At 65.2% G+C, this 3,407-nt stretch carries 4 protein-coding genes; all 4 read right to left on the bottom strand.

Annotated elements, in window-relative coordinates; all coding sequences use genetic code 11:
• Nucleotides 1-269: 269 nt before the first annotated feature.
• Nucleotides 270-896 (bottom strand): hypothetical protein, encoded by a 627-nt coding sequence (locus tag EOD07_RS27480; protein ID WP_073986141.1) that lies wholly within the window; start codon nt 894-896, stop codon nt 270-272.
• A gap of 55 nt (nt 897-951) precedes the next feature.
• On the bottom strand, nt 952-2,103 hold the full coding sequence (locus EOD07_RS27475; RefSeq protein WP_040989654.1) for a Xaa-Pro peptidase family protein: 1,152 nt from the start codon (nt 2,101-2,103) through the stop codon (nt 952-954).
• Nucleotide 2,104: 1 nt separating this feature from the next.
• Complete coding sequence (pgeF, locus tag EOD07_RS27470; protein WP_127237628.1) at nt 2,105-2,893, bottom strand: peptidoglycan editing factor PgeF; 789 nt, start codon at nt 2,891-2,893, stop codon at nt 2,105-2,107.
• An 85-nt stretch (nt 2,894-2,978) separates the two neighbouring features.
• Nucleotides 2,979-3,407, bottom strand: a 429-nt coding sequence (locus EOD07_RS27465) for an SAM-dependent methyltransferase (RefSeq protein WP_206519572.1), incomplete at its 5' end; no start/stop codon positions are given.

Below are 3,407 nucleotides of genomic sequence, written 5' to 3'. Positions count from 1 at the left end.
ACGCTGGCCTTCCCTAACGGGATGTTGAGATAGCGAGCGACTGCTTCGGCCAGCACCCGGTTGGAATTGCCCGCGAAAAGCTTCATGCACCGTTCCTGGTGAAGGATGGAGAGGCCGGAGAGACTCTCATGAGCCTTTTATGCGGGCTTTTAGCGGCCCGCGCCGATATTGCAAGCCTCGTTGTGGGGAATCCTTGCGGCGACCGCAACAAACAGGGAAAACATCGCAAGCCGGCAACAGTTTGGTCGGCAACAGTTTGGCCTGTCCGGTCAACCGGCGCCGCCGCTGCCCAGCCAGGCGGCGAACTGGTCGATCGTCTGGTCGGCAATGGCCTGCATGGTGGCGGGCGCCACCGCGGGCCAGCCCTCGCCGCTGCCGACGGAGGGCGCCTTCTGCTGGCCATTGATGCGGTGCAGGCGGTTTCCCGAGGGATCGTAAATGTCCCAGACATAGATGACGGTCGTGTCCTTGCCCTCGGACATCGTCGAAAAATAGCCCTTCAGCACATGCGTCGCGGTCTGGTCCGTGCTGCCGACAAGCGTCAGGCCACGCTGTTTGGCACGGGTTTGCAGTTCCGCCGTCAACGGTGCCGCCGCGTCCACCGATGCGCCGACGATCGGCGCCACCTGCAGCCGCGTCTTGGCCAGCGCCGCGGTCTGGGCCGGCGTTGCGGGTCTTGCGGGTGAGGCCGTGGCGGAAGGCGCGGGCGAAGGAGCAGGCGCGGTCGTGGTCGGAGAGGTGGCCGTCGTCGATGTGCCCTGCGGGGTGGCCGAAGACTGGGCAGAACTCGCCGGCGGGGTGATCGCCGAAGGTTCGAGCACGTCCTTGGCGTTGGTGCAGGCGCCAAGCGCCAGCGCCGCAAGCAATGACACGGTCGTCACCCGCGATCGTCTCATTTGCCTGAAAACTCCCTACTGGCGAACGCCCCCGCGTGAACCAACCATTATGGATTCACTGCACGATCAAGTCGAGATCATGGCGTGACAGCGGCTTCGGCGCCGATTCCGTGGTGAGGTAGGTGCGGCCAAGCGTCATCGCGGTCTCGGTCTCGGAGTCCATGATGATCATATGCGCGAACAGCGTCATGTTGGGCGCGATCGGCTCCGGATTGCCCTGGTAGAACATAGGCATGTCCATCCAGGACGGCGTGAAGCGGGCGCCGACCGAATAGCCGCAGGCATTCAGCCGGTGCTTGGTCAGATTGTGCGCTTCGAGCGTGCGGGCATGCGCGTCGAAGACATCGCCGAAGGTGTTGCCCGGCGTCATCGCCTTTTCGACCGCGAGCAGGGCGGCGCGGGAAGCGTCGAACAATTCCTGGTGACGCTTCGACACCTTGCCCGTGAGTACGGTGCGCATCATCGGGGCATGATAGTGGTGGAAGACGCCGGCCCATTCGAGCGTCAGCTGGTCGTTCTTGGTGAGCTTGCGGCGGCCGGCCTTGTAGCGGCAGAGCAAGGCATCGGCGCCGGAGCCGATGATATACTCGTTGGCGGGATAGTCGCCGCCGCCGGCAAAAACGGCCCCTTGCATGGCGGCAAGGATGAGCCCTTCGTCGCCGCCTTGTTTGATCAGCGGCAGCGCCGCATCCAGCGCGTCGTCGGAAAGATTGGCGGCCTTTTCCGCCTTGGCGATCTCGGCCGGGCTCTTGAACAGGCGCAGCCGGCCGACGATGCCCGAAGCATCGGCGATCTGGCCGAAGGTCTGCAACTGCTCGTCAAGGCGCCGGCCGTTATAGGCGGTCAGGCCGTGGGTGTCGTATTCGACGCCGATGCGGGCGCCGAGCAGGTCGAGGTCGTTGAGCAGGTTGCGCAGGTCGATCGCCGGGTTGGCGCCCTGACGATCGGTCCACAGCACGATGTTTTCGATGGTCGAGGTATGGCGTGCTTGCCTCAGATCGGCCGAACGGGTGAGCAGCACCATCGAGCCGTCGGCCTTCACCACCAGGCACTGGAAAAAGCAGAAGCCGAATGTGTCGTAGCCGGTCAGCCAATACATGCTCTCCTGCGCGAACAAAAGCACGGCGTCGAGCTTCTTCTCGGCCATTTCGATCAGCAGCCGATCGCGTCGCGCGTCGAATTCCGAACGTTCGAAATGCAGCGCCATTTTACTCTTTCTCCAGAACGATTGCCGAAACCTGGCGCCCGTAATCCGCTTCCTTGCGGTGTGTGGTGCGCCGGTAGGAATAGAAAAGCTCTTCTTCCGCGTAGGTGCAGCGGCCAAGGCCTTCGGCGGTCACGCCGGCCTTGCGCAGCCGGTCGACCGTATATCGGTTGAGGTCGAACATCGAGTGGCCGGTCGTCTTCGACGGTCTGAAATAGCGGTGATTGCCGGCGTCGGCTTCGACGAAGCGGGCGACGAATTCCGGCCCGACCTCGTAGTTGCCGGGGCCGATCGAGGGGCCAAGCACGGCGACGATGCGCTCGCGGCGGGCGCCGAGGGCTTCCATCGCGGCGACCGTGTTTTCGAGCACGCCGGTGAACGCGCCCTTCCAACCGGCATGCGCGGCGCCGATGACGCGCGCCCCGGCGTCGGCGAACAGGACCGGCCCACAATCGGCCGTCGAGGCGCCGATGGCGATGCCGGGACGGTCGGTGACGATGGCGTCGGCCTTCGGACGAGGACCGGCGAAGGGTTCCCTGGCGACAACGACATCCGGCGAGTGGATCTGGTGCGCGGTCAACAGATGATCCGCGGGCACGCCCATCCAGGCGGCAACGCGCCGCCGGTTCTCGGCGACCAGTGTCTGGTCGTCGCTGGAGCCGGTGCCGATGTTGAGCCCCCGGTAGATGCCGTCGGAGACGCCGCCGATGCGGGTGAAGTAGCCGTGGCGCATGCCCGGCACTTTTTCAAGCAGCGGCGAGCGTACTGGATCGGGTCTGGTCTGATTCAGCATGGTTGGGTTTGTCGCCGTGCAAGGCGGGTTCGTCAAGGCGAAGTTCGGAGAACGAAGCGGGCCAGTCGGTAAGGCCGCTCGGCGATCAGGTGGCTTTCGCCGCCGGCAGCACCTTCATGACCTTGAACAACTCGCCCATCGCGTCGGGGCCGGCCAGGCGTTCGACCGCGTCGGAAATGGCTTGACGTGTCTCGGTATCGGCATCGGCGCCGAGCGTGCCGGCGCGCTCGAGCAGGCCCATGCCGAGCAGGAATTCGCCCTGGGTCGACAAGTGCACCTCGAGACCGTGAGCGCGCGCCATCTCGGCAAGAGCGGCGAAATCGACATGGGCTGTGAGGTCGGCTTCGCCCGGATTGGCCAAAACGTCCTCGCGCTGGTGCCGGCGCAGCGCCTGGAAAGTGTCGCCGATCCCCGGCTGAAGGTGGCCGTAGTCGATGAAGAGGCCGGCGCCGCCCTGGCCGGCTATGCGCTCGGCGATCTGCGACATCAGCGCCGAACGGGCAGGGGCCACTTC

Source organism: Mesorhizobium sp. M2C.T.Ca.TU.002.02.1.1 (assembly GCF_003997225.1).
The sequence above is the reverse complement of the archived record's forward strand: the minus strand, read 5'-3'. Positions and strand labels throughout refer to the sequence as shown.